Source organism: Roseivivax sp. THAF197b, assembly GCF_009363255.1.
GTDB lineage: Bacteria > Pseudomonadota > Alphaproteobacteria > Rhodobacterales > Rhodobacteraceae > Roseivivax.
Genome location: NZ_CP045318.1, coordinates 3,204,591 through 3,228,183, shown reverse-complemented (window position 1 = coordinate 3,228,183; position 23,593 = coordinate 3,204,591). Strand labels below are relative to the sequence as shown.

General features: G+C 65.1%; 27 protein-coding genes. 15 read left to right on the top strand and 12 right to left on the bottom strand.

Annotation, left to right across the window (positions count from 1 at the left end; genetic code table 11):
• Positions 1–46 precede the first annotated feature (46 nt).
• Positions 47–181, top strand: a complete 135-nt coding sequence (locus tag FIV09_RS15530; protein WP_152451295.1) for an aa3-type cytochrome c oxidase subunit IV — start codon at positions 47–49, stop codon at positions 179–181.
• Positions 162–839 carry a hypothetical protein gene (locus tag FIV09_RS15525; protein ID WP_254702244.1) on the top strand — a complete coding sequence of 226 codons (678 nt, stop codon included), beginning with the start codon at positions 162–164 and terminating at the stop codon, positions 837–839. Before FIV09_RS15530 ends, FIV09_RS15525 begins: the two co-directional genes overlap by 20 nt.
• Before the next feature lie 36 nt (positions 840–875).
• Here FIV09_RS15525 and FIV09_RS15520 read toward each other — a convergent pair whose 3' ends face one another.
• Together FIV09_RS15520 and FIV09_RS15515 are read right to left on the bottom strand one after the other, a co-directional pair.
• Positions 876–1,202: an AzlD domain-containing protein gene (locus tag FIV09_RS15520; RefSeq protein WP_152451293.1), complete on the bottom strand. Its 327-nt coding sequence runs from the start codon at positions 1,200–1,202 to the stop codon at positions 876–878.
• Positions 1,199–1,912 carry an AzlC family ABC transporter permease gene (locus tag FIV09_RS15515; protein WP_152451291.1) on the bottom strand — a complete coding sequence of 238 codons (714 nt, stop codon included), beginning with the start codon at positions 1,910–1,912 and terminating at the stop codon, positions 1,199–1,201. The genes FIV09_RS15520 and FIV09_RS15515 overlap by 4 nt, the downstream gene beginning before the upstream one ends.
• Before the next feature lie 55 nt (positions 1,913–1,967).
• Between FIV09_RS15515 and FIV09_RS15510 the strand changes: the two genes are divergently transcribed.
• From FIV09_RS15510 to FIV09_RS15485, 6 genes are all read left to right on the top strand, one after another.
• The gene (locus FIV09_RS15510) at positions 1,968–2,858 is read left to right on the top strand and encodes a formate dehydrogenase accessory sulfurtransferase FdhD (RefSeq protein ID WP_152451289.1); all 891 of its coding nucleotides are present in this window, start codon (positions 1,968–1,970) and stop codon (positions 2,856–2,858) included.
• 61 nt (positions 2,859–2,919) lie between these two features.
• Positions 2,920–3,552: a molybdenum cofactor guanylyltransferase MobA gene (mobA, locus tag FIV09_RS15505; protein WP_152451287.1), complete on the top strand. Its 633-nt coding sequence runs from the start codon at positions 2,920–2,922 to the stop codon at positions 3,550–3,552.
• Positions 3,549–4,052, top strand: coding sequence for a molybdopterin-guanine dinucleotide biosynthesis protein B (gene mobB / locus FIV09_RS15500; protein ID WP_152451285.1), 504 nt, complete (start codon positions 3,549–3,551; stop codon positions 4,050–4,052). The genes mobA and mobB overlap by 4 nt, the downstream gene beginning before the upstream one ends.
• Complete coding sequence (glp, locus tag FIV09_RS15495) at positions 4,049–6,157, top strand: gephyrin-like molybdotransferase Glp (protein WP_152451283.1); 2,109 nt, start codon at positions 4,049–4,051, stop codon at positions 6,155–6,157. Before mobB ends, glp begins: the two co-directional genes overlap by 4 nt.
• A 122-nt stretch (positions 6,158–6,279) precedes the next feature.
• Positions 6,280–6,768, top strand: coding sequence for a twin-arginine translocation pathway signal (locus FIV09_RS15490; RefSeq protein ID WP_152451281.1), 489 nt, complete (start codon positions 6,280–6,282; stop codon positions 6,766–6,768).
• A 6-nt stretch (positions 6,769–6,774) separates the two neighbouring features.
• A complete protein-coding gene (locus tag FIV09_RS15485) occupies positions 6,775–7,383 on the top strand; it encodes a ferric reductase-like transmembrane domain-containing protein (RefSeq protein ID WP_152451279.1) in 609 nt (202 codons plus the stop codon).
• A 22-nt stretch (positions 7,384–7,405) separates the two neighbouring features.
• Here FIV09_RS15485 and FIV09_RS15480 read toward each other — a convergent pair whose 3' ends face one another.
• Together FIV09_RS15480 and greA are read right to left on the bottom strand one after the other, a co-directional pair.
• Positions 7,406–8,413, bottom strand: coding sequence for a hypothetical protein (locus tag FIV09_RS15480; RefSeq protein WP_152451277.1), 1,008 nt, complete (start codon positions 8,411–8,413; stop codon positions 7,406–7,408).
• Positions 8,414–8,432: 19 nt separating this feature from the next.
• Entirely contained in the window at positions 8,433–8,903 is a 471-nt protein-coding gene (gene greA / locus FIV09_RS15475) for a transcription elongation factor GreA (RefSeq protein WP_152451275.1), read from the bottom strand.
• Between the two features lie 405 nt (positions 8,904–9,308).
• On the opposite strand from greA, the gene FIV09_RS15470 reads away from it, so the two are divergent.
• The 3 genes from FIV09_RS15470 to FIV09_RS15460 all read left to right on the top strand — a co-directional run bounded on the left by FIV09_RS15470 (position 9,309) and on the right by FIV09_RS15460 (position 13,638).
• On the top strand, positions 9,309–10,961 hold the full coding sequence (locus FIV09_RS15470) for an electron transfer flavoprotein-ubiquinone oxidoreductase (RefSeq protein ID WP_152451273.1): 1,653 nt from the start codon (positions 9,309–9,311) through the stop codon (positions 10,959–10,961).
• 132 nt (positions 10,962–11,093) lie between these two features.
• The gene (locus FIV09_RS15465) at positions 11,094–12,818 is read left to right on the top strand and encodes a tetratricopeptide repeat protein (RefSeq protein WP_152451271.1); all 1,725 of its coding nucleotides are present in this window, start codon (positions 11,094–11,096) and stop codon (positions 12,816–12,818) included.
• On the top strand, positions 12,811–13,638 hold the full coding sequence (locus FIV09_RS15460; protein WP_172975783.1) for a 4-(cytidine 5'-diphospho)-2-C-methyl-D-erythritol kinase: 828 nt from the start codon (positions 12,811–12,813) through the stop codon (positions 13,636–13,638). Before FIV09_RS15465 ends, FIV09_RS15460 begins: the two co-directional genes overlap by 8 nt.
• A gap of 233 nt (positions 13,639–13,871) precedes the next feature.
• Here FIV09_RS15460 and FIV09_RS15455 read toward each other — a convergent pair whose 3' ends face one another.
• Entirely contained in the window at positions 13,872–14,873 is a 1,002-nt protein-coding gene (locus FIV09_RS15455) for a polyprenyl synthetase family protein (RefSeq protein WP_152451268.1), read from the bottom strand.
• A gap of 55 nt (positions 14,874–14,928) precedes the next feature.
• Here FIV09_RS15455 and FIV09_RS15450 point away from each other — a divergent pair, with 55 nt between their 5' ends.
• From FIV09_RS15450 to FIV09_RS15440, 3 genes are all read left to right on the top strand, one after another.
• Positions 14,929–15,144: a DUF2007 domain-containing protein gene (locus tag FIV09_RS15450; protein ID WP_152451266.1), complete on the top strand. Its 216-nt coding sequence runs from the start codon at positions 14,929–14,931 to the stop codon at positions 15,142–15,144.
• Complete coding sequence (locus FIV09_RS15445; protein WP_152451265.1) at positions 15,134–15,919, top strand: tRNA1(Val) (adenine(37)-N6)-methyltransferase; 786 nt, start codon at positions 15,134–15,136, stop codon at positions 15,917–15,919. The genes FIV09_RS15450 and FIV09_RS15445 overlap by 11 nt, the downstream gene beginning before the upstream one ends.
• Before the next feature lie 107 nt (positions 15,920–16,026).
• Positions 16,027–16,203, top strand: a complete 177-nt coding sequence (locus FIV09_RS15440; protein ID WP_152451263.1) for a YdcH family protein — start codon at positions 16,027–16,029, stop codon at positions 16,201–16,203.
• Positions 16,204–16,451: 248 nt separating this feature from the next.
• Here FIV09_RS15440 and FIV09_RS15435 read toward each other — a convergent pair whose 3' ends face one another.
• From FIV09_RS15435 to FIV09_RS15410, 6 genes are all read right to left on the bottom strand, one after another.
• On the bottom strand, positions 16,452–17,063 hold the full coding sequence (locus FIV09_RS15435) for an alpha/beta hydrolase (RefSeq protein WP_152451261.1): 612 nt from the start codon (positions 17,061–17,063) through the stop codon (positions 16,452–16,454).
• Positions 17,056–17,988 carry a VOC family protein gene (locus FIV09_RS15430; RefSeq protein ID WP_152451259.1) on the bottom strand — a complete coding sequence of 311 codons (933 nt, stop codon included), beginning with the start codon at positions 17,986–17,988 and terminating at the stop codon, positions 17,056–17,058. Before FIV09_RS15430 ends, FIV09_RS15435 begins: the two co-directional genes overlap by 8 nt.
• Positions 17,989–18,145: 157 nt before the next feature.
• Complete coding sequence (gene phbB / locus FIV09_RS15425; protein ID WP_152451258.1) at positions 18,146–18,868, bottom strand: acetoacetyl-CoA reductase; 723 nt, start codon at positions 18,866–18,868, stop codon at positions 18,146–18,148.
• 75 nt (positions 18,869–18,943) lie between these two features.
• Entirely contained in the window at positions 18,944–19,792 is an 849-nt protein-coding gene (locus tag FIV09_RS15420; RefSeq protein WP_152451256.1) for a patatin-like phospholipase family protein, read from the bottom strand.
• A 45-nt stretch (positions 19,793–19,837) separates the two neighbouring features.
• Positions 19,838–21,013 carry an acetyl-CoA C-acetyltransferase gene (locus tag FIV09_RS15415; RefSeq protein ID WP_152451254.1) on the bottom strand — a complete coding sequence of 392 codons (1,176 nt, stop codon included), beginning with the start codon at positions 21,011–21,013 and terminating at the stop codon, positions 19,838–19,840.
• 185 nt (positions 21,014–21,198) lie between these two features.
• On the bottom strand, positions 21,199–22,017 hold the full coding sequence (locus FIV09_RS15410) for an EAL domain-containing protein (protein ID WP_152451252.1): 819 nt from the start codon (positions 22,015–22,017) through the stop codon (positions 21,199–21,201).
• A 297-nt stretch (positions 22,018–22,314) separates the two neighbouring features.
• Here FIV09_RS15410 and rpsD point away from each other — a divergent pair, with 297 nt between their 5' ends.
• Positions 22,315–22,935 carry a 30S ribosomal protein S4 gene (gene rpsD, locus FIV09_RS15405; protein WP_152451250.1) on the top strand — a complete coding sequence of 207 codons (621 nt, stop codon included), beginning with the start codon at positions 22,315–22,317 and terminating at the stop codon, positions 22,933–22,935.
• A 209-nt stretch (positions 22,936–23,144) separates the two neighbouring features.
• Here rpsD and FIV09_RS15400 read toward each other — a convergent pair whose 3' ends face one another.
• A complete protein-coding gene (locus FIV09_RS15400; RefSeq protein WP_152451248.1) occupies positions 23,145–23,366 on the bottom strand; it encodes a DUF1127 domain-containing protein in 222 nt (73 codons plus the stop codon).
• Positions 23,367–23,593 lie beyond the last annotated feature (227 nt).

The window sequence follows — 23,593 nt, the reverse complement described above, 5'->3', positions numbered from 1 at the left end:
GAATCCGCTATCTCGCGGGAAACGCGTGACTGGGAAGGAACGACACATGGCTGAGCACAAGCACGGCGAAATGGACACCACCGAGCAGGAAAAGACCTTCGAGGGCTTCGTCAACTTCACGATCAAGACGGTGATCGTGATCCTCGTGGCGGTGGTGCTGCTTGCGATCTTCAACGGTTGAGTCCGGTCGCGGACCGGGCCGGATCGGTCGGCGCCTCACCGCACCGCTGATCCTCGCCCTTGCTGGCCTCGCGCTTGCGGGCTGCGCGGCCAACACCCCGGACGCTCCGGATGCGAGCCCCGAAATGGTGGCGCAGGCGGCCTATCGTCATGATGGCCCGCCCGCCATCACGCTTTACACGATGGTGTCGAACAATTCAGGTGCGGGCGCGCATTCGAGCCTTATGATTAACGGCTCCGAACGTGTGATCTTCGATCCCGCGGGCAGCGTCCGGCATTCGCGGCTCGCCGAGCGCGAAGACGTCCTTTACGGCGTCACACCCGAAATCGCGCGCTTCTATGAGCTGGCTCATGCGCGCGAGACGTATCATGTCGTCGTCCAGCGCATCGAGGTGAGCCCCGAAGTGGCCGAGCAGGCGCTGCAACTGGCGCGCACCAATGGACGCGTGGCGCAGGCTTTCTGCACCATGGCGACCTCGGGCCTTCTGCGGAAATTGCCGGGGTTCGAGGGGGTCGGTCAGACCTTCTTCCCGCTGGCTCTGTCGAAGGATTTCGAACGTCTGCCGGGCGTCGAGACGCGGCGCGTCTACGATAATGACGGCGATGACAAGACCGACGCGATCCAGGCCTTCGACCAGGTTGTCAGCGCGCAGAACTGACCGGACCTCACCAGCACTGATGGGGCCTTGGCGCTGCTATCCCAGCAGCCCGAGGCCCACCACTAGGATCGCCGCACCGGTAATCATGGCCGCCAGCACGTTCTTGGTGAAATAGGCCACCGCCAGCGTCGCGATCGCGGCGACAAACCGCACCGGATCGAGTTCGCCCTCGGTTGCGCGCGGCCAGACCACGAGCGGTGCGATCAGGGCGGGCAGGATCGCCACGGCGGTGTAGCGCAGATGCCGCATCAGCCAGCCCGGCAGCGGGCGGTCGCCCACAAGTCCCAGAAAGACGAAGCGCAGCGCGAAGCTGCCCGCGCCCAATGCGAGGATCACGATCCAGAGCGTTCCGGTGTCGATCATGTCGCGGGCCCCAATCCAAGACGACGTTCGGTCTCGGCCCCGGCGATCATGCCCGCGATGCCGCCCACCATGAGACCCAGATTGAAGGGCAGGCCTGCGGCCAGCAGCGACGCCACCACCGCCACGAAGGCCGCCGCGAGATGCGCGGGCGTGCGCAGCATCGGCCCGATCATGGCCAGAAAGGCAATCGGCAGCGCGAAATCGAGGCCGTATCCCGTCGAAATGCTTTCACCCAGCAGCGCGCCCGCAATCGTGGCCAGGTACCAGAACGGACAGATGGGCGTCATTACCCCCATGAAATAGGCAAAGCGCTCCCGCAGGGGCATATGGGGCTGCTTTTCGTATTCGAGGACGGCGCAGGCATAGGTCTGATCGACGAGGAAATAGGCCGCGATGGCCCGCTTCCACAGCGGCAGCCCGCCGAGATACGGCGTGATCGAGGCCGAATACATCGCCATGCGCAGGTTGATCGCCAGCGCCGACAGGATCACGATGATGGTAGGCGCCTGGTCCTGCATGAGCTGCAAGGCCGTGAATTGCGCGGCGCCTGCGATCACCACAACCGAGAAGGACAGCGCCTCGAAGACCGAAAGCCCGGCTTCCGTGGCCAGAACGCCGAAGAGGAGTGCGAAGGGCACGATGACCAGAAGGAACGGCAGCCCGTCCTCGACACCCCGCCGATAGCTTGACTTTGCCGGTCTGTCCGCCATCACTCTGCCTCTGAAACGCCCCTTGCTCCCGGGCCTTATTCCGCAGCGAAGGAAAGTGCAATTGTCCGAGCCGACCGACGACGACGTCCCCTATCTCATTGCCCCCGACCTTGCGCAGACGGGCCTGACCCGTGCGGTCACCGGCACCGACCAGACCGGGGCGGAGGTGACCATCCCGGTGGTCGAGGAGCGGCCTTTGACGATCTACCTCAACGGGCAGGAAATCGTCACGGCGATGACGATCGGGGATTACCCCGAATACCTGGCGGTCGGGTTCCTGCGCAATCAGGGCATGCTGTCGGACGGTGAGGATGTCACCGGCATCGACTTCGACGAGGAGTTGGAGACAGTGGTGGTGCGCACCGCCTCGGCCACCACCTTCGAGGAGAAGATGAAGAAGAAGACGCGCACATCAGGCTGCGCGGTGGGCACCGTCTTCGGCGACATGATGGAAGGGCTCGAAGGTCTGAGCCTGCCGCAGACCGAGGTGCGGACCTCGTGGCTTTATGCGCTCGCGCGGCGGATCAACACGACACCGTCGCTGTATCTCGAGGCCGGGGCGATCCATGGCACGGTGCTGTGTCAGGGCGACCGCCCGCTCGTCTACATGGAGGATGTCGGGCGGCATAACGCGGTCGACAAGATCGCGGGCTGGATGTTCATCAATGGCGTCAGCCCGGACGACAAGATCCTCTACACGACCGGGCGGCTGACCTCCGAGATGGTGATCAAGACCGCACTGATGGGGATCCCGGTGCTGGCCTCGCGCTCGGGCTTCACCGCCTGGGGTGTGGAGATCGCGCGCCAGGTCGGGCTGACCTGCATCGGGCGGATGCGCGGGCAGCGCTTCACCTGTCTGTCGGGGGCGGACCGCCTGATCCGCGATGTCGATCCTTCCAGCGTGCCCGAAGAGGCCCGCAAGAGCCGTCGCAAGGGGGCCGCGTGACGGGATTCTTGAAAAATCCCGGCCAGAAAATGATGCATTTTCTGCGCCCGTGGAAACCGTCATGACCAAGCCCCTCGGTGTGATCCTCGCGGGTGGCCGCGCGACACGGATGGGCGGCGGCGACAAGGGCCTCCTGCCGCTGGGCGAGGGGCGTCTGATCGATCACGTGCTGGAGCGGCTGGGCGGGCAGGTCTCCGGTATCGCACTCAACGCCAATGGCGATCCTGCGCGGTTCTCGGATCTTGGGCTGCCGGTCATCCCCGACACGTTGCCGGACTATCCCGGACCGCTGGCGGGCGTTCTGGCCGGGCTCGACTGGGCTGCCGAGGCGGGCACGGAGACCATCGTGACCGTGGCCGCCGACACGCCGTTCTTTCCGCGCGATCTGGTGGCAACACTCGACGCTGCGGCCGCAGGCATGACCCATCCGCTTGTCCTCGCCGCGACGAAAGGGGATGCGGAGACGAAGAGCAAATCGCGATCGGGCCTTATTCGTCATCCGACCTTCGGGCTCTGGCCCGTGGCGCTGCGCGAGGATCTGCGGGCGGCGCTGACAGACGGGCTGAAGAAGGTCGTGCTCTGGACCGAACGCCATGACGGACGCGAGGCGATCTTTCCGACGGACGGGATCGATCCATTCTTCAACGTGAACACGCCGGAGGATCTGGCGCGGGCGGAGGCGCTTTTGTCATGAGGCTATACGGTGTGACCGGCTGGAAAAACTCCGGCAAGACGGGGCTCGTGGAACGGCTGGTTTCCGAGTTCACCGCGCGGGGGCTTGCCGTCTCGACGGTGAAACACGCCCATCACAGTTTCGATGTCGATCATCCGGGGCGGGACAGCTATCGCCATCGCGATGCCGGCGCGCAGGAGGTTCTGCTGTCCTCGCGCAACCGCATCGCCCTGATGACGGAGTTGCGCGGGGCCGAGGAGCCGACGCTCGAGGCGCTGCTGGAACGGCTGGCTCCGGTCGATCTGGTGCTGGTTGAAGGATACAAGCGCGACCGTCATCCCAAGATCGAAGCGCACAGGGCCGAGACCGGTCAGCCCCTGATCGCGCCGGGCGACGAGACGATCCGCGCCGTCGCCTCGGACAGCGCGGGCGCGCTGCCGGAAGGATTGGATCGTCCGGTCTTCGATCTGGACGACACCGCCGCCATTGCCGATTTCATCCTCGGAGAGGTCGGGCTTTGACGGGATTTGATCGCATTGTCGTCGTCGACTGGTCGGCACGGTCCAAGCCGTCGCCTGCCAAACCCGCGCGCGATGCGATCTGGATTGCCGAGGCGCGGGGCGGTGGGGTGGCCTGCCATTACCTGCGCACCCGGGCCGAGGCCGAAGCGTGGCTGTCGGACTGTTTCGAGGCCGCGCTTCAGGCGGGCGAGCGGGTGCTTGCCGGGTTCGACTTCCCGTTCGGCTATCCCCGCGGCTTTGCGCGCGCGGTGACGGGCGGGGATGATCCCCTCGCATTATGGGCGGCCTTGGCGGACCGTATCGAGGATAAGGCGGACAACGCCAATAACCGCTTTGCCGTGGCCCGCGATCTGAACGGGCTGTTTCCCGGCGTCGGGCCGTTTTGGGGATGCCCCGAGGCGGAAGCGACGCCGGATTTGCCCGCACGCGGCACGGAGCGGCATGGCCACGGCCTGCCCGAGAGACGCCGAGCGGAGGCGCAGATCCCTCGCGCGCAGCCCTGCTGGAAGCTCTACACAACGGGTTCTGTCGGTTCGCAGGCGCTCTTGGGTCTGCCGGTGCTGCATCGCCTGCGACAAAGGTTCGGGACCGATCTGTCCGTTGCCCCTTTCGAGGCGCCGGATACCCCCATCGTGCTGGCAGAACTGTTCCCGTCGCTGATCGCAAAGACCGTCGCCGCCGAGGCCGAACCGGAGGAGATCAACGACCGCGCGCAGGTCCGGATTCTGGCGCGCGCGTTGTCACGTCTGCCCGCCGAGACGCTGCGCGATTGGCTCTGCGAAGGCGATGCGGAGGAGGGATGGATCCTGGGGCTTGGCCATGAAGACGTGCTGGCCCGTGCCGCGACGCCGCTGCGTCCGCCCGCCTTGTCGAACGATTGCTTCGCCCTGCCGCCGGGCGTCGACTGGACACCGGTGGATGCGGCGCTGGCCTTGCTGGAGGATCGCCTGCACCCGGTGACCGGTGAGACCGAGGTCGCACTTGGCGCGGCGGAGGGGCGCGTGCTGGCGCGGGACGTCATCGCCCGGCGGTCGAACCCACCACATCCCAATACCGCGGTTGATGGTTACGGCTTCGCCGCCGCCAGCCTGCCGCCCGGTGATGCGGACCTGCCGCTAGTCGAGGGGCGCGCCGCCGCAGGCGCGCCTTTTGACGGTGTCGTGCCGCCCGGGCATGCCCTGCGCGTTCTGACCGGTGCAGCGCTGCCCGAAGGGGTCGACACGGTCGTCCTCGATGAGGATTGCACGACGGCGGGGGGCCGCGTCGCCTTTCGCGCGGGCACGCGGCCGGGAGCCAACACGCGCAAGGCGGGCGAGGATGCCAAGGAAGGCGAGGTGGTCCTGCGCGCCGGTCAATCTCTGCGCGCGCCCGATCTGGCGCTGGCCGCCGCCGTCGGGCAGGGGCGTCTGCCCGTCCGCACGCGCCTGCGCGTTGCGGTCCTGTCCACCGGCGACGAGATTTGCGAGCCGGGCGGTGTGCCGGGGCCGGGCGGGATCTTCGATGCCAACCGCCCCATGCTTCTGAGCCTCGCCGCGCGCTGGGGGCATGCGCCCGTGGATCTGGGCCGTGTACCCGATGACCGCGCGACCTTGCGGGCCACGATGGATCGCGCGGCAGAGGAGGCGGATGTGATCCTGACATCGGGCGGTGCGTCAGCCGGGGACGAAGACCATGTCTCGGCGCTTCTGCGCGAGGCGGAGGCTTTGCAGGAATGGCGTATCGCGTTGAAACCGGGTCGACCCCTGGCGCTGGGCCTCTGGAAGGGAGCGCCCGCCTTCGGTCTGCCGGGCAATCCTGTCGCGGCGTTTGTCTGCACGCTGATCTTCGCCCGTCCGGCCCTGTCGCTTCTAGCAGGCGCAGGCTGGCACATGCCCGAGGGCTTCATGGTTCCCGCCGCCTTTTCCAAGCGCAAGAAACCGGGACGGCGGGAATATCTGCGCGCCCGGATGCGCGATGGCCGGGCGGAGGTCTTCGCCTCGGAAGGATCGGGCCGGGTGTCGAGCCTGTCCTGGGCGGAAGGGCTGGTGGAGCTGCCCGACGGTGCGGCGGAGATTGCGCCAGGCGATCCCGTGCGCTTCATGCCTTACGGCAGTTTCGGACTTTAGACCGCAGCGCGCCTTCACGAAGCCGTGCGGGAAGGTTCGCGATCCGGCGCTGCACTTCTATGTTGAACAAAGCGCGCCTCGGCCCGAACGCGGGGTGCCCAGCCACAACGGGAGTTTTCGCAATGCCAAATTCCGCCACAACGCGCCGCGCGCTTCTCAGCGCTGCCGGTGCCGTGCTTGTCACCGGGACGAGCGGCCTTCTCGTGCCCGCCCGCGCGCAAGGCCTTGCCCCCACGCCCTCGATGCGGGGCGGGTCGAACAATTACCGTCCCGGCGCCCCCATCGTGGAGCGGATCGGCGGTGGCGGCTTCCTCATGTCCGGAACCGTGCGCCGTGCGGGCGATGGCGCGCCCCTTGCCGGGCAACGCATCCAGATCTGGGCGCATACAACCGAAGGGCATGAACGCGATCCGCAAAGCCATGGGGCCACCCTGACGGATGCCGATGGCGTGTTCCGCATGGAGATGCCGCAGATCGTTCCCGCCTTCGGTCAGCCGCACGGGCATCTGGCCTTCGACGGGCCGGGCTTTGAGACGGTCTTCCTGCGTCCGGTCATGGCGAGCGCGGGCGATACCAGCCTCACCGCGGATTTCGTCCTGCAGCCCGTCTGATCCCAGATGCGCAATCTGCGCGCGATAGGGATCTGGGGGGCGCTTGCCCTTGCCATGGGCGTGCCCATCGCCGTGGCGGCCTTCAGCCCGCTTCTGGAATGGCGCGGCCCGGTCTATATCGCCGCGGGTTTCGCGGGCATTCTCGGCATGGCCTTGATCCTGGCACAGCCGCTTCTTGCCGGGGGATATTTGCCGGGGCTGCGCATGGGACAGGCGCGCCATCTGCACCGTTACGTAGGCGCGGCACTGGTCGTGGCGGTGGTGGTGCATGTGGTGGGGCTTTGGGTCTACAGCCCGCCCGATGTGATCGACGCGCTGACCTTCACATCCCCTACACCCTTCTCGCCCTTCGGTGTCATCGCGATGTGGGCGGTGTTCGGGGCGGCGCTGCTCGCCGCGCTGCGACAGCGGATCGCGCCGCGCCTCTGGCGTCTGGGCCATACGGGCTGCGTCGTTCTGGTTGCGCTTGGGACCGTGCTGCATGCGCAATTGATCCAGGGCACGATGGGGATCTATTCCAAAGCGGCGCTCTCGCTGATGATCCTTGCTGCGCTGGCCAAGACGCTGAGCGATCTGCGTGTCTGGCGGTTGTTGCGGCGTCGCCGCAGGGTCTGAGCTTAAATCTGAGCCTGCCCGGTCAATCGAACGTGCCTGCAACGCGGCCCAGCAGCATGAAGGCGCGGGCCGTCCGGGTATTTGCCAGATCCGAGATTTCCGTATCGCTCGCCTCGGGCTCGAACCGGGCCAGCCCCTTGTCGAAAAGGCGCAGGAAATGGTGCGCGGCGTCACGGAAGATGGCGTCCTCCTTGATCCGCGCGCTGGTCAGCGCCAGCGAGGAGCGGTCCCGCACCCCGCCTAGCGCGGCAATGGTGCGGCCGCGCTCCCCTTGGGCGAAGCGGCGCCACAGCTCGGGCCGGGCCATATCCGGGCGCAGATCGTCCATGTAGATGCCATCCTGGCTGAGCAGGGTCAGCACGTCCTGGCTCGCCTGAACGAGCTGCGCGGCGGGGCGATGCTTCAGCGCGCGGCGCAGGGCTGCGAAGCCCGCCTCGTCCTCGGCCGTGTCGGGGAAGTTCAGGGCACGGATGAAATCGCCATTGGCAAGCGGCGGCACGAGCGCCTCCGACGGGGTGCCAAGCTCAAGCGTCGGCTGGTCGCCGCCGGTGCCGCCGGGATCGGCCACCACGACGCGCGCCGGGGTCGCGCTCTCTCGCGCGCGGGTCGAGACGAACATCGCCAAGGCGGTCTCGGCCTTCTTCTGCGTGGCCGCGATCTCGTCGAGCTTCTTGGCGATGGTCGCGCCCGTCTCTTTGGAGGCATCGCGGGACTGCGCGACATAGGCGCGGCGCAGCGCATCGACCGCAACCTCGAGGCGCTTGGCCTCGTTGCGCATGACGCGGGTGGCGCGCATGGCCATGGCCGCGACCCAGACCATCGCCACCGGCAGGAAGATCACCATGATCGTCAGGAGAAAGCGCAAGCCTGCCTCGCCCTCGATTCCCGCGAACAGGAAAAAGCCGCCCGACAGGGCCAGCCAGAACAGGCTGATCGCCGCGGCGCTCAATTCGATTGCCGTGACCGCGGGGCGATCGCGCTCGGGATAGACCCCGAGCGGTGTGGTGTTCATGTCTTTGGGCTTGGCCATGGCATGGCCCTTTCGGGGATCAGACGAAGTCGATCGACAAAATCTCGTAGCTCTTCTCGCCGCCCGGCGTGCGGACTTCGACGCTGTCGCCTTCTTCCTTGCCGATGAGGGCGCGCGCAATGGGCGATTTCACGTTCAGAAGACCCTTTTCGATATTGGCCTCGTGTTCGCCCACGATCTGCCAGGTCTTTTCCTCTTCGGTGTCCTCGTCCACGAGCTTCACGGTTGCGCCGAACTTGACCGCGCCAGACAGGGTCTTGGGGTCGATCACCTCGGCAAGGCCGAGCACGCCTTCCAACTCCTTGATGCGGCCTTCGATAAAGCCCTGCTTCTCGCGCGCCGAATGATATTCGGCGTTTTCCTTGAGGTCGCCAAGCTCTCGCGCCTCGGCGATGGCCTGGATCACGGCGGGCCGCTCGACGGATTTGAGCTTTTTCAACTCGGCCTGAAGCGCGTCGTTGCCCGCGCGGGTCATCAAAATCTTTTCCATGGGTCATGGTCCAACATCATAGCACGGGCCGCGCGAGGCGGCCCGTTTGGTCACCGCGAAAAGTGGCCCGAGACGCGGCCCGATGCAAGGGGGGGGCAGTGAAATGGCGTCTCCGCGCCACGGCGCGCGCTGGCGATTGCCGATCCGTGACCGTGCCTGCGCGGCATGGCGGTCGGGTGTCGGCCTCCGCCCGAGCGCCGGGAGCGGCGATATGCGCGGGATTTCGCGATTGTCACGCAATTCCGCAGTAAAGCCTGCAAAGCTTGCAGCAGACGCAAGTGTCGCGCAGATTTTTCCACCCAAGCCCGGTTTGGACGCCGTGTCACAATTGACCCTCGGGGACGGCAACCTTTAATCAACGTCAAGTTTTCATCGAAGGGGCGTGCGCGCCTCGAAGGGAGAGACATGACCGATACCCAGCGCGAGACCATGGAATATGATGTCGTGATCGTGGGCGCGGGCCCGGCCGGGCTGTCCGCCGCGATCCGCCTCAAGCAACTCGATGCCGATTGCGAAGTCGTCGTGCTCGAGAAGGGCTCCGAAGTGGGCGCGCATATCCTGTCGGGCGCGGTGCTTGACCCCTCGGGCCTCGATGCGCTCATTCCGGACTGGAAAGAGAAGGGCGCGCCGCTCAACACGCCGGTGACCAAGGACAATTTCTACATCCTCGGCGAGGCGGGGAGCATCCGCGTGCCGAACTGGCCGATGCCGCCGCTGATGAACAACCACGGCAATTACATCGTCTCGATGGGCAATGTCTGCCGCTGGATGGCCGAACAGGCCGAGGCGCTGGGCGTCGAGATCTTCCCCGGCATGGCCTGCTCCGAGATCGTCTATGGCGACAATGGCGAGGTCAAAGGCGTCGTCGCGGGCGAGTTCGGCCTGAACCCGGACGGTACCAAGGGCGACGGCTACGAGCCCGGCATGGAGCTGCACGGCAAGTATGTCTTCCTGTCCGAAGGCGTGCGCGGGTCGCTGTCCAAGGAAGTGATCGAGAAATACGACCTCTCCAAGGGCCACGAGCCGCAGAAATTCGGCCTCGGCATGAAGGAAATCTGGGAGATCGACCCTGCCAAGCACCGCGAGGGCACGGTCACGCATACGATGGGCTGGCCCCTGGGCTCCAACGCGGGCGGCGGGTCGTTCATCTACCACCTCGAGAACAACCAGGTCTATGTGGGCTTCGTGGTGCACCTGAATTACGAGAACCCGCACCTTTACCCCTACATGGAATTCCAGCGCTTCAAGCATCACCCGATGGTCGCGGACCTGCTCGAAGGCGGCAAGCGCGTGGCCTACGGCGCGCGGGCAATCTCCGAAGGTGGCTACCAGTCGATGCCGAAGATGGTGGCCCCCGGCGTGGCGCTTCTTGGCTGCTCGGTCGGCATGGTCAACGTGCCGCGCATCAAGGGCAACCACAACGCGATGCTGTCGGGCAAGGCTGCCGCCGAGGCCGCCTATGCCGCGATCCAGGCGGGTCGGGCCTCCGACGAGTTGAACGATTACGAGACCGGAGTGCGCACGGGCGCCATTGGCGAGGACCTCAAGAAGGTGCGCAACGTCAAGCCGCTCTGGTCCAAGTATGGATTGACCACCAGCCTTGTGGCGGGCGGCTTTGATATGTGGACCAATACGCTGGGCTTCTCGCTCTTCGGCACGATTGGCCACGGCAAGACCGATGCGGAGGCCACGGGCAAGGCCAAGGATCACAAGAAGATCGACTACCCCAAGCCCGACGGCAAGCTCAGCTTCGACCGGCTCACCAACGTCTCCTTCGCGGCCACGAACCACGAGGAAAGCCAGCCTGCGCATCTCAAGCTGAAGGATCCCGCGAAACCCGTGGAGATCGGCTACAAGATCTATGGCGGACCCAGCGCGCGCTACTGCCCGGCGGGCGTCTACGAATTCGTGGAGGCGGAAGGTGGCGGCGATCCCAAGTTCGTCATCAACTTCCAGAACTGCGTGCATTGCAAGACATGCGACATCAAGGATCCCGCGCAGAACATCGTCTGGACCACGCCGCAGGGCGGAGACGGGCCGAATTATCCCAATATGTAATCAGCCTGTAAGCTGATTGACTGCAACGTGACGCGCGGGGCGGACCTTCGGGCCCGCCCCGCATTGCGTCTGGTCAGGCGCTCCGGTTACCCTAGCTGCGAGTAGAACGCGCCGAGTAGAAGGATGCGATGCATGTCGGGCTCCGCAAGCAGATGGATGAAGGCGGCACTGGCCGCGATGGTGCTGTCGGCGCCGGGTGTCGCGGGGGCGCAGGGTGTCTCCGGTGACTACCTCGCCGCGCGTTCGGCCGCGATGGCGGGCGATTTCGCGGCGGCGGCGGAGTATTTCGACCGTACGATCCTCTTCGACAAGGACCGCGTCGAGTTCCTCGAACGGGCGGCGCTTGCGCATATGTCGCTGGGCAACATCGAACGCGCCGCCATCCTGGGCGAGCGGATCCTGGTGCAGGGCGAAAGCAGCCAGATCGCGCAGATGGCCATGGTCGCCCAATCCGCCCAGAACGAGAATTACTCCGCGATCCTCGCGGCCATCGCCGATGACAAGGGCCCCGGCCCTCTGACTGACGGTCTGGTGCGGGCCTGGTCGCTCATGGGCCAGGGCGACATGACCTCCGCGATCAATGCCTTTGACGCCGTGGGCGAGATGCAGGGCATGCAGCCCTTCGCCATCTATCACAAGGCGTTGGCCTTGGCCTCGGTCGGGGATTTCGAAGGGGCAGAGGCGCTGATGGGCAGCGATATGGGGGGGGGTGTGCAATTCACCCGCCGCGCGATCACGGCCCGCGTCCAGGTGTTGAGCCAGCTTGACCGAAACGACGAGGCGCTGGCGCTCATCGACCAGTCCTTCAACGCGGAATTCGACCCGGCGCTCTCCGCCATGGTCGACGCGCTCGAAGCCGGAGAGGCGCTGCCCTTCACCCATGTGCGCGGCGCCAAGGACGGCATCGCCGAGACGTTCTTCACCATCGGCTCCGCGCTGACCAGCGATGCGAGCGATGATTTCACCCTGCTTTATGCGCGCATCGCGGCCTATCTGAACCCCGCCCACACGGATGCGACGCTGATGGCGGCAGAGCTTCTGCGCGCGCTCGGTCAGCATGATCTTGCCGGGCAGGCCTATAACGGTGTCGCACGCGACGATCCGGCCTTCCATGCCGCCGAGATCGGCCGCGCCGAGGCCCTGCGCGCCACCGACAAGGTCGATGCGGCGGTCGAGGTTCTGGAAAGCCTGGCCGAGACCCATGGCGATCTGCCGGTCGTGCAGTCGACGCTGGCGGATTTCATGCGCCGCCTTGACCGCTACGACGATGCGATTGCCGCCTACACTAGGGCGCTCGACCTTTATGGCGAACCCGCGACGGAACAATGGTTCCTCTATTACGCGCGCGGCATTTCCTACGAACGCTCCGACCGGTTCGAGCAGGCGGAGGCGGATTTCCGCGCCGCACTTGAGCTCAACCCCGAACAGCCGCAGGTGCTGAACTATCTCGGCTATTCGCTGGTCGAGGAGCAGATCAAGCTCGACGAGGCGCTCGACATGATCGAACGTGCCGTCGCGGCCCGGCCCGATGCGGGCTATATCGTCGACAGCCTGGGCTGGGTCTATTACCGGCTCGGGCGCTACGACGAGGCTGTGGGCCAACTTGAACGCGCAGCGGAACTGATGCCCATCGACCCCGTGGTCAACGACCATCTGGGCGATGCCTATTGGGCCGTGGGCCGGGAGCTTGAAGCGGAATTCATGTGGAAACGGGCTCTGTCCTTCGTGGATTATGAAAACGTCTCCGAGGATGCCGACCCCGAGCGTATCCGCCGCAAGCTGGAAATCGGTCTCGACGCCGTGCTCGCCGAAGAGGGTGCGCCGCCCCTGAGCGTCGCATCTGATGCCGGTGATTGAGGAACGCGCACCCGCCAAGATCAACCTGACGCTGCACGTGACCGGACAACGGCCCGATGGGTATCACCTGCTCGACAGTCTCGTGGTGTTTGCGGATCTGGGCGATATGATCCGGGTGGAGGAGGCCGAGGATCTGAGCCTTGAGGTCACGGGCTCCATGGCGGAGGGCGTGCCCGCGGGCGCAGAGAACCTCGTGCTGCAAGCCGCGCGGCTTCTCGATCCCGTGCGCGGCGCGCGGATCACCCTGGAAAAACACCTTCCCAGTGCGGCTGGGATCGGCGGCGGCTCCTCGGATGCCGCGGCCACGCTCCGGGCTCTGTCGGCCCTTTGGGGAGTGCCCCTTCCGCGCAACGCGGTCACGCTGGGGGCTGATGTGCCGATGTGCCTGACCCCCGTGGCGCAGCGCATATCCGGGATCGGCGAGGGCGCGCTGCCCGTGCCGGGCTGGCCGGAACTGCCCGCCCTGCTGGTCAATCCGGGCGTCTCCGTACCCACGCCCGAGGTCTTCGCGGCGCTCGCCACAAAAGACAATCAGCCGATGCCGGAGCGGCTGCCCGAGATGCCCAATGTCGCAGCGGTCGCGGCCTTCCTGTCCGAGATGCGCAACGATCTGTCGCAGCCAGCCCAGGAGCATGCGTCTGAGATTCGCGACGTGCTGGCGGCCCTGAAGGGCGCGCTCTTTGCAGGCATGTCCGGCTCTGGCGCAACCTGCTTCGGGCTCTATCCCGACGCCGCTGAACTGCGCGCCGCAGCCACAGACATCGCGGCCGCGCATCCGGATTGGTGGGTCGCGCCGACGACGCTCAACCACGCAGCCTGACCGCCCGCGCGTCCCACGTCAGCGCCGTCGCGCGCCGCCCCTGTCACGACCGGACCACAAATACCTCCGGGGAGCGCGAGGGGCTGGCCCCTCGCTTTTCCGGGTGCGCCATTGGTCCAAGGACAATAGCGGCGGGGCCGGCCCCTCGCTCCCGCCCTCACCACAGGCGGCCCAGGGCGTTGCGACGCGCCGCGTCACAACCCGCTCAAGATTTCAAATAGACAAACCGGCGATCAGTTGATCCGCGCCACCACGTAATCTGCCAAGTCGATCAGCATGTCGCGCAGATCGCTCCGGGGCAGGGTGGCCATCGCTGCCTTGGCCTTGGCAATCCAGCCGAGCGCTTCGTCGCGTGTCTCGATCAGCGTGCCATGACGTTCCAGCAGGGTCAGCGCATGGTCGAGATCGCCCTCTTCCTGCCGCCCCTTCTCGATCACGCGGCTCCAGAAGGCGCGCTCTTTCTCGTCGGCTTTCGCCACCGCCTTGATCACCGGCAGGGTCAGCTTCCGCTCGCGGAAATCGTCGCCGATATTCTTGCCCGTGGCCTTGGTGTCGCCCTGGTAATCGAGCAGGTCATCGACGATCTGAAACGCGATGCCGAGCGCGTCACCATAGGCGTAAAGCTCCTGCACCTGCGCCTCGTCTACGCCCGCGATCACGCCGCCCACCTCGGTTGCAGCCGAAAAAAGCGCGGCGGTCTTGCCGCGCACGACCTTGAGGTAGATCGCTTCGTCGGTGCGCAGATCCTGCGCGGCCGAGAGTTGCAGCACCTCGCCCTCGGCGATGGTCGCCGCGGCGTTCGCCAGGATATCGAGGACGCGCAGATTGCCCGTCTCCACCATCAACTGGAACGACCGCGCGAAAAGGTAGTCGCCGACCAGAACGCTCGACTTGTTGTCCCACAGAAGGTTCGCCGTGGGCCGCCCGCGCCGTTGACCGCTTTCGTCCACCACGTCGTCATGCAGGAGTGTCGCGGTGTGGATGAATTCCACGGTTGCGGCGAGATGCACGTGATAGGGGCCGTCATAGCCGCAGAGTTTCGCCGCCGCGAGCGTCAGCATCGGGCGCAGGCGCTTGCCGCCCGCCTCCACGAGATGCGCGGTGACTTCGGGAATGCGCGGGGCGTGCTCCGACGCCATACGCGTCCGGATCAGCGCGTTGACCGCGTCCATTTCACCGCTCAGCGCCTCGGCGAGACGGTCATGGGGTTTTTGCTGTGCGTGGTCCAGGCTCATACTCTCTCAAGCTCGCATCTCGACAGTCGAAAGCGCAAAGGGTTAGATCGCGGATATGGAAGAGTTATTGCGCACCAACGATATCACGCTGATCCCTTTGGCTCGAGCCGTCCTTGCTGACGAGGGTATAGAATCCTTCGAGCTGGACGTAAATATGAGCATCCTCGAAGGCAGCATTGGCATATTGCCGCGTCGCCTGATGGTGCGCACGGACGAACTGGCCCGCGCGCGGACGGTCCTTTGGGAAAACGGCGTCAAGTTTGAGGGATGAGGTCGGCCATTTCCCGGCGGACGCGCTGAGCGTCGATGCCTATCTCGGCGGGCGCGTGCATCTGGCCCAGCCGTTATACGGCTACCGGGCGGGCATCGATCCGGTGCTGCTTGCGGCGTCGGTGACGGCCCAGCCCGAGCAAAGGGTGCTCGAGCTTGGATGCGGGGCCGGGGCCGCCCTTCTTTGTCTTGCGGAACGTGTGCCGGGGCTTTGCCTGACCGGGATCGAGCGGCAGGAGGCCTATGCCGCCCTTGCCGCCCGCAACGCCGAGGCCAATGGCGTGTCCGCGCGGATCATCACGGCAGATCTCGTGGCGCTGCCCGCAGAGCTACGGCAGGAGCGCTTCGATCACATTCTCGCCAACCCGCCCTATTACCGGCGCGGGGCGCGCAGTGCCGCGCAGGACGAAGGCCGCGAAGCCGCGATGGGCGAGGTCACGCCGCTGGCCAGCTGGATCAAGGTCGCCGCGCGCCGCCTCGCGCCGATGGGGCAGTTGCACATGATCCACCGGGCCGAACGGCTGCCGGATATCCTGTCGGCGCTGCAGGGCCGGTTGGGATCGGTGGAGCTGAAACCACTGGCCCCCCGCGCAGGCCGCTCGGCGCGGCTTGTTCTGGTGCGGGCGCGCAAGGGCGGGCGCGCGGGATTTCAGCTTCACGCACCGCTGATTCTGCATGCAGGCGCGCGTCATATCGCCGATGGCGAGGATTATACCGGCACGGTGCGGGCGATCCTGCGGAACGGTGCGCCGCTGCACTTTGCGGCAGACGCATAATTTTATTCCAATTCGCGGGAAAATGCTTTGCGGGTTTTGCGCCTGCAGCGTGACTTTGCATGCGGTCTATGCTCCACTCAAGGTTCACACAGCAAAGGAGGTCCCCCATGAGCCTAAGTTCGCATTTGATGGAGCTGAAGAAGAAGCATGCCATTTTGTCGGACAAGGTAGAGGAGGCCCAGCGATCCCCAAGTATGGACGGGTTGCAGGTGGCTGAATTGAAGAAGCAGAAACTGCGGCTTAAGGAAGAAATCTCGCGGCTGTCCTCGGAGACAATGCACTGACGCGAGGCGTTACCGGGCACCGGCATGACCCCATGCCGTTGCCCAACCCGGAGAGATTCGGCCGGTATCTTTCGGTCTGATTCACTCGACTTTCGCCCTGCGATGCGGTCCCGGGGCGCAAAGGCTAAACCACCCGAAATCCCAACACGCCCGAAATGACGGCCGGTCAGGAAATGCGCCGTGGTCGCTTGTGACTTGTCGATTAGACAGCGCATAGTTCAAGTGCCGCCTCCCGGTCCGCGTCGGGATCAGTCCGAAGGCGCGAAGAGCGCGGTCAGCGCCCCCACTTCACTCTCCCGTATCTCGTGCCCTCCGGGGTGCCAGGCTGCGGTGACGTCGCTGCCTTGGTCCATAAAATAGTCGATCAGGGCCTTGGTTGCGGGGGCCGGGCAGATCGGATCCCGTTCTCCGGCGGAGATCAGGATGCGCGTCCGGGCGAGGCCGGGCTGCGGTTCCGGCGTCCACGGTATCAGCGGATGCAGGAGTGCCAGGTCGGTGAAGAGATCCGGATGGGCCATCGCCACGGCAGCCGCGATATTGGCGCCGTTGGAATAGCCAAGCGCAATGACACGCTCCGCTCCGATCCGCGCTTTATGCGCACCGACGAATTCCGCCATGGCGGCCTGCCGTCGGGCCAGATCCTCCATGTCGTAGACGCCTTCGCCCGTGCGCTTGAAATAGCGCAAGGCGCCCATCTCCGAGACATCCCCACGGGGCGAGATCACATGAGCGTCAGGGATCAGATCGCCTGCGAAGCGGTGGAACTGGTGTTCATTGCCGCCTGTGCCATGAAAGGTGAAGACCAGCGGCGCGCCGGTCTTCCCCTTCGTTTCGGCGTAGATATAGCCTGCCTCAGTCATGGATCGGCGCCAGGTAGCGGCTTTCCAAGACCTCGCGCAGCGGCTCGTGCTGACTGGGCAGCTTGAGCGCCTGGCCCAGATGCGCGGTATCCTCATCGCGATCAAAACCGGGCTCGTTCGTGGCAATCTCGAACAGGACCCCGCCGGGCGTGCGGAAATAGATCGCGTAGAAATAGTCGCGGTCGATCACAGGGGTGACCTGATAGCCGGTATCCGAGAGCGCGCGCCGCACCGCGAGCTGGGCCGCGCGATCCTCGACCGCGAAGGCCACGTGATGCACGGAGCCAGCCCCCTGATCGCCGAAGGGCGCGTCGATGCGGGTGAGGTCGATGATATTCGCGTCATTGCCACCGGGGATGTGAAAACGGGTGATCGCGCCTGTGCGGTCCATCTCCTCGTAGCCCATGAAACGCAGAAGCTCCGCCGTGGCGGCATCGTCACGCAAGCGCATGTCGGTGGAATGGAAGCCGCGAATGGCGACATCTTCGGGCACGCCGCCCGCGGTCCAGGGCGCGCGGCTGTCGCTTTCGACCTCCGTCAGGGCGAAGCCGTCGCCATCGGGACCGGCGAAGCGCAGGCGTTCCTCGCCGAAGCGGCTGTCGCGGGACAGGCCGGGTGTGTCGAAGGTCGCGAGCCGGTCTTCCCAATAGGGCAGGGCGCCTTTCGGAACGGAAAAGACGGTGGTGCCGACCTCGCCCGTGCCCGCGCGGCCCCGCCGGGCATTGGGGAAGGGAAAATAGGTCATGACCGTGCCGGGGGTGCCCGTCTCGTCGCCGTAATAGAGGTGATAGACCTCCGGCGCGTCGAAATTCACGGTTTTCTTGACCCGGCGCAGACCAAGCGTCTTGGTGAAGAAGTCGTTGTTGGTCTGGGCGTCCGAGGCCAGCGATGTGACATGGTGCAGACCTGAAATCTCGGAAATCATGGCGAAGCCTCCTACTTGCGTTGGGAGACATATATGGAACGTGTCTGGTGCGTCTATGCGATGCTGCGCGCCGTTTATGTGCAAAAACGCAAAGAGCCCCGGCGCGGGGCCGGGGCTCTTCCGCCCTTGCGGGCGTCATCGCGTGTGGTTCGGACGATCAGGCGAAATACTGACCGCCATTGGCCGAAATCGTCGAGCCGTTGATGAATTGCGCATCGTCGGAGGCGAGGAACGCCACGCAGCGCGCGATTTCCTCGGGCTCGCCCAGGCGACCTGCGGGGATCTGGCTGACGATCGCATCGCGTACCTTCTCCGGCACGGCCATGACCATTTCGGTCGCGATGTAGCCCGGGCAGACCGCGTTGGCGGTGATGCCCTTGCCGGCCCCCTCCTGCGCCAGCGACTTGATGATGCCGAGATCACCCGCCTTGGTCGCAGCGTAGTTCACCTGGGCAAACTGGCCCTTCTGCCCATTGATCGACGAGATCACGATGATCCGGCCGAAGCCCCGCTCGCGCATGCCGGGCCAGATCGGGTGGACCGTGTTGAAGACGCCGGTGAGGTTGGTGTCGATAACCTCCTGCCATTGCTGGGGCGTCATCTTGTGGAAGGGGGCGTCGCGGGTGATGCCGGCATTGGCCACCACGACGTCGATCGGGCCGAGATCGGCCTCGACCTGCGCGAGACCCTCCTTGGAGCTTTCGTAATCGCCCACGTTCCACTTGTAGGTCTTGATGCCGGTCTCGTCGCTGAAGGCCTTGGCCTTTTCGTCATTGCCGGCATAGGTCGCGGCGACCTCGTAGCCCTGGGATTTCAGCTCTTTCGAAATCGCGGCGCCGATTCCGCGGCTTCCGCCGGTGACGAGTGCTACACGTGCCATGGTCTTCTCCTCCTTGAGTTAGTTACTTGGGTTCCATCGTTGCGATCTGAAATCGCAAAACGCAACGATATTTCGTCAGTTTGTGCCCTGAGCGTCCGCGCTCAGGAACGCCTCCGCATCCCGCGCGCCTTGGTCCCAGGTGGCGCGGAGCTTGCCGGGATCGGTGAAATCGATCTTGTCCGCCGGGGTTTCCTCGCTCGGGTGCAGGTAATAGCGGGTCTCGGTGTCCGGCAGAGACCGGTAATTTCGCGTGAGCAGGATCATCGTCGTGCCCTCGTCGGGCTGCGGCATCGGGGCCTGATCGGCCATTCCGCCATCGACGACCGGGCGTCCTTCCCAATGCGGTGGCTTGAAGACCGGCGGGATGACGGCCGCGGCACAAATCAGGTCGAGCAGCTTGCCGTCTCGGGCCGCCTGGTTTGCATCTACCAGCGCATGGTCGAGCCCCATCTTTTCGGCCCAGCCGAAATGCGGCGCGTTGATCGTGTGCAGTTCCGCCTCATAGGCCAGTGTCATCGCTATGCCGGACAGGACCGGCAGGCCGCTTTTCGGCGGATGCGCGATCAGGATCTGGAACGCCGGGCCGTCCGCGATGGTCTTGGCGGCGTCGTCGTCGATGACCTGGCCCACGACTTCGCAATAGATCGACTGATGCGGTGTCAGGCCTTCGTCGCCGTCATGCATGAGGTCGATATTGCTGTCCTGCGCTTCGAACGCCTCGCACATAGCATCGAGCAGTTTCTGTTCGCGTCCGGCAAGATAGGCCGCGCCCGCAAGCGCCCCGCCCGACACCCCGGTCAGCCGCTTCGGCGCGATCTGCCGGGTCTTGGTCAATGTCGTCATGAAGCCGCCCTGCCAGAAGCAGCGCAGACCGCCGCCTGAAAAGACAAGCTGATCGGGGTTATGCGGGAGAACCTGTCGCATGGAAGAAAGGCGGGGACGCGCCCCGCCTTTTCCGTGGCGTGCCTGTTACGGGCGCTCGAGGCACATGGCGACGCCCATGCCGCCACCGATGCAGAGCGTGGCGAGGCCTTTCTTGGCACCGCGGCGCTTCATCTCGAACAGAAGCGTGTTGAGGATACGGGCACCGGAGGCACCGATCGGGTGACCGATGGCAATGGCACCGCCATTGACGTTCACGATCTCCGGATCCCAGCCCATGTCCTTGTTCACGGCGCAGGCCTGTGCGGCGAAGGCTTCGTTGGCTTCGACGAGGTCGAGATCCTCGGGCTTCCAGCCTGCCTTCTCCAGCGCCTTGCGGGACGCGTAGATCGGGCCCACGCCCATGATCTTCGGATCAAGACCCGCCGTTGCGTAGGAGACGATCCGCGCGAGCGGCTCGATGCCGCGCTTCTCCGCATTCTCGGCCGTCATGATGAGGGCGCCCGCGGCACCGTCATTGAGCCCCGAGGCATTGCCCGCGGTGACCGATCCGTCCTTGGTGAAGGCCGGGCGCAGCTTTGTCATGTTCTCGAGCGTCGCGCCGTGGCGGATATATTCGTCCTTGTCGACGACGATCTCTCCCTTGCGGGTCTTCACGGTGAAGGGGATGACCTCGTCCTCGAACTTGCCCGCCTTCTGGGCCGCTTCGGCCTTGTTCTGGGAGGCAAGCGCGAATTCGTCCTGCTGGTCGCGGCTGATCTGCCACTTCTCGGCGACGTTCTCGGCGGTCTGGCCCATGTGGTAGCCGTTGAAGGCGTCCCAAAGGCCGTCACGGATCATCGTGTCGATGTATTTCACGTCACCCATCTTGTGACCGGCGCGCAGATGCGCGGCATGGGTGGAGAGCGACATGCTTTCCTGACCGCCCGCGCAGATGATGTCGGCATCGCCAAGCTGGATGTGCTGGGCACCGAGGGCGACCGCGCGAAGACCGGAACCGCAGACCTGGTTGATACCCCAGGCGGCGCTTTCCTGCGGCAGGCCCGCATTGATATGCGCCTGGCGCGCGGGGTTCTGGCCCTGTGCGGCGGTCAGCACCTGACCAAGGATGGTCTCGGAGACTTCCGACTTGTCGATGCCTGCCCGTTCCACCAGCGCTTCGAGCACGGCGGCACCGAGGTCATGGGCCGGGGTGGTGGCGAAAGAGCCGGTAAAGCTTCCGACAGCGGTCCGGGCCGCCGATGCGATCACGATATTGGTCATGCCAGATCTCCTCTCTTGCACGATGTGGCGCGAGGCGCGCGGATGCATCCCGGGCGCGTGCCACGTTGGGCATGTTGGTATCGGATGACGGGAAGGTGAGCAACAGACGTAACGTCAGATGCGGGTCGGCCCGGCAAGGAGGAGCGCATGTTCGGGCCATTGGGTCGCCTGGTCTTTCGGGAGGATCAGGCGGTTTTCGCCTCCATTCGGCGCCAGGGCGGATCGAGGCTGGGGGCCGCGAAATAGAAGCCCTGCAGGCAATCCACGCCGATATCCGACATGAAGTCCGCATCTTCGCGGCTTTCGATGCTTTCGGCGATGGTGAAGACGTCGAATTCGCGCGCCATGGCCAGAATCGCCCGCATCAACACCTGCATATCCGCGTCCTGCGCGGCGCCGCGCGATAAACGGCCGTCGATCTTGAGGATGTCGAAGGTGAACCGGCTGAGCACGCGCAGATTCGTCGACCCCGCGCCGAAATTGTCGAGCGCGAAGCTGACCCCCTGCGGGCCGTAGCGTTTCATGAAGTCGCTGACGAGCTCGGGCACGCGCATCGCGGATGGCTCCGTCACTTCGAGGATCAGGCGTTCCGCGATCGTGGGGTCGCCTGACAGCGCCTGATCAAGGATCTTGCCGTATTTCCGGTAGCCGATGGACCGCGCCGAGAGATTGAGCGAGAGCCGGATATCGGGGTTGCGCGACAAGATGCCGAGGCCCTTGCTGAGGGCTACGCAATCCAGCAGGCGGCCTGTCTCTTCTTCCTCGATATCGGCGATGAAATCGCGGGCGGGAACGATTCGGCCCGCAGGATCCAGCACGCGCGCCAGACCTTCGTAGAAGGCGACATGATCATGGGCCGTGCCATGCACCACCGGCTGGAAGGCGAGGTTGACGTTGCGCGCCCGCACGGCCTGCGCCACGATCCGCGGCGTGTCGCGATCCAGTTCGCGCACGGCAAAATCGAGTGCGTTCTTCGGCACGCTGATATCGAGCCCGCTGACCATGGCCTTTCCCAACCTGACATTCGAGGTCCGAGCATTACGCCTGGCGGGCCTTTCGAAATTCCTAACGGCTTCCGCAAAGACCCGTCGCATTTGCCTCAAATACCCATGTGGATGCGGGCGCTATTGACAGTGATCGGGCCGCGGATATAAGCGCGCCTTCATTGGTGTTGGTGGCCCCCGCAAGGGGATGCCTGTCAGGGCTTCGGGAAACCGGACATATGGCCCAGAGGACAACGCCCTTCATAGCCGTCCCGGAGACCACCGAAGGGGCTGCGCCAGAACGAAGGAGATCAGACGGTGACCAAACGCACCTCTGCCAAGTACAAGATCGACCGCCGGATGGGCGAAAACATCTGGGGTCGTCCGAAATCCCCGGTCAACCGCCGTGAATACGGCCCCGGCCAGCACGGCCAGCGCCGCAAGGGCAAAATCTCGGATTTCGGTCTGCAGCTGCGCGCCAAGCAGAAGCTGAAGGGCCATTACGGCGACCTGACCGAGAAGCAATTCCGCCGCATCTTCGCCGATGCAGAGCGCCAGAAGGGCGACACCGGTGAGCTGCTGATCGGCCTGCTGGAGCGCCGCCTCGACGCGGTCGTCTACCGCGCGAAGTTCGTCGCAACCGTGTTTGCCGCGCGCCAGTTCGTGAACCATGGCCACGTCACGGTGAACGGCAAGAAGGTCAACATCCCCTCCTACCGCGTGAAGGAAGGCGACGTGATCGAGGTCCGTGAAAAGTCCAAGCAGCTCGCTTCCGTGATCGAAGCATCGCAGTTGCCCGAGCGTGACGTGCCCGATTACATCGAGGTCGATCACTCCAAGATGAAGGCGACCTTCGTGCGCCAGCCCGGCCTGTCGGACGTGCCCTTCGCCGTCCAGATGGAGCCGAACCTCGTCATCGAATTCTACGCACAGAACTGATCTTTCAGTCTGTGCCGAGATCACAGGGCCGCGCCTTCGGGCGCGGCCTTTTTCGTTTGTGGACCCGATCGGCCGGCGAGTGGCTGGCGAGGGGGCAGACGCGCTCCGAGGCATAACGTACACCCAAAACGCAAAACGGCCGCGCCCGGAGGCACGGCCAGTTTCTCGAGTACTCGGCTCTGATCGTCCGAGGTGACTCGTTTGTGCGTTTAGAGGTAGAACAGGTCGCGATAGACGTGACGCGCGATGTCTTCGCGCTTCAAGCCGCGCTTTGCCAGCTCATCGTCGGACATTGCCTGCAGCTTCTCGACTTGCTGAACGCGGGGATTGCGCTCTGCCAGCCAAAGCAAGCCATTGTAGAGGCTTTGGACGAAGCCCTTGCGTTCGGACGCGTGGGCCGTGCTGTGTGCGTTGTAGGTGGCCGTGGCCATGGGATGTCTCCGTAATAGGTTTGTCGTTCCCCCTTGGCCCAAGAAATAGGCAGAGTATGAACGGCCAACCACGTCCATTCATTCAACTCCGCATCCCGCCTTGTGCATGGCTCGCAGCGCTTTCGCAGGCGGGATCGAGGGCGCTTTTTTCGACGTCAGCCCCGAACGAAAAAGGGAGCGGCCGAGGCCACTCCCGAATATGCTGAAAAGTCTCTCAAAAAAGCGCA